Raw genomic sequence first — 1,257 nt, forward strand, 5'->3', positions numbered from 1 at the left:
CGGTCTCAGTCAACCCGGACGGCAGCGTGACCTACACGCCGAACGACAACTACCACGGTACAGACAGCTTCACCTACATCGTCACGTCCGGTGGGGTATCGGAGTCCACCACGGTGAACGTCGATGTGACGCCAGTGAATGACGCGCCAGTGGCAAAAGATGATACCGCTGTTACTGACGAAGACACGCCAGTGACGATTGATGTCCTGCCAAACGACACCGACATTGATGGTGATAAGCTGTCTATCCAATCAGCTTCCGTACCTGAAGCACAAGGCACAGTCGAGATTGTTGATGGCAAACTGGTGTTCACACCGGCTGAGAACTTCAATGGTGATGCCGAAATCACTTACACCATCACCGATGGTTCGCTGACTGACCAAGCGAAAGTAGCCGTTACCGTTAATCCAGTGAACGATGCGCCAACGATCAAGGTCGATGCTGTAGAAAGTATCACTGAAGACGCAGTGAGTACCGATACGGTAGTGGCAACGTTGGAAGTCGCTGATACCGATACGCCAGAAGAGCAATTAACCGTTTCTTTAGAAAACAACTCAAACGGCTACTTTGCGCTAGTTGGCGATGAAGTCAAACTGACTCAAGCGGGTGTTGACGCGGTTAACAACGACGAACTCAACCTTAAAGACCTAACGATCAGCGCATCAGTATCGGATGGTGTTAATCCAACGGTTAGCGACAGTGATAGTTTGATTGTGAATCGCGTTAACGATGCACCAACAGTCGATAATGTCATTTCAGATCAAGTGTTAGCAGAAGATTTTACGATCTACACGATTGATTTAAACGACGCATTTAAAGACAGCGACTCGGCACTGAACTTCTCAGTGTCCGGCAACAACAACGTGTTGGTTTCGATTGAAAATGGCATTGCGACCATTAGCCCAACTGCGGATTGGAACGGCTCTGAAGCGTTGACCTTTACTGCCACCGATCCAAGCGGCGAAAGCGTCAGCCAAACGGTGAACTTCACGGTAGCGCCTGTGGCGGACATCGTGGCAGACAACGCGACGGTTGTGGAAGATACGCCAACCATCATCAAGGTCTTGGGTAACGACACGTTTGAAGGCGACGATAAAGTGGTGTCGCTGGATAGCAATAACGGTCCAGCTAACGGCACGGTCTCGGTCAACCCGGACGGCAGCGTGACCTACACGCCAAACGACAACTTCCACGGTACAGACAGCTTCACCTACATCGTCACGTCCGGTGGGGTATCAGAGTCCACCACGGTGAACG

General features: G+C 51.2%; 1 protein-coding gene. It reads left to right on the forward strand.

All coding sequences use genetic code 11. The annotated features are described in order from the left end of the window. A partial coding sequence (locus tag L3V37_RS24075; RefSeq protein ID WP_237307358.1) for a tandem-95 repeat protein occupies positions 1 to 1,257 on the forward strand: 1,257 nt, incomplete at both ends.

The organism is Vibrio sp. D54, from assembly GCF_021728075.1.
Classification (GTDB): domain Bacteria; phylum Pseudomonadota; class Gammaproteobacteria; order Enterobacterales; family Vibrionaceae; genus Vibrio; species Vibrio alginolyticus.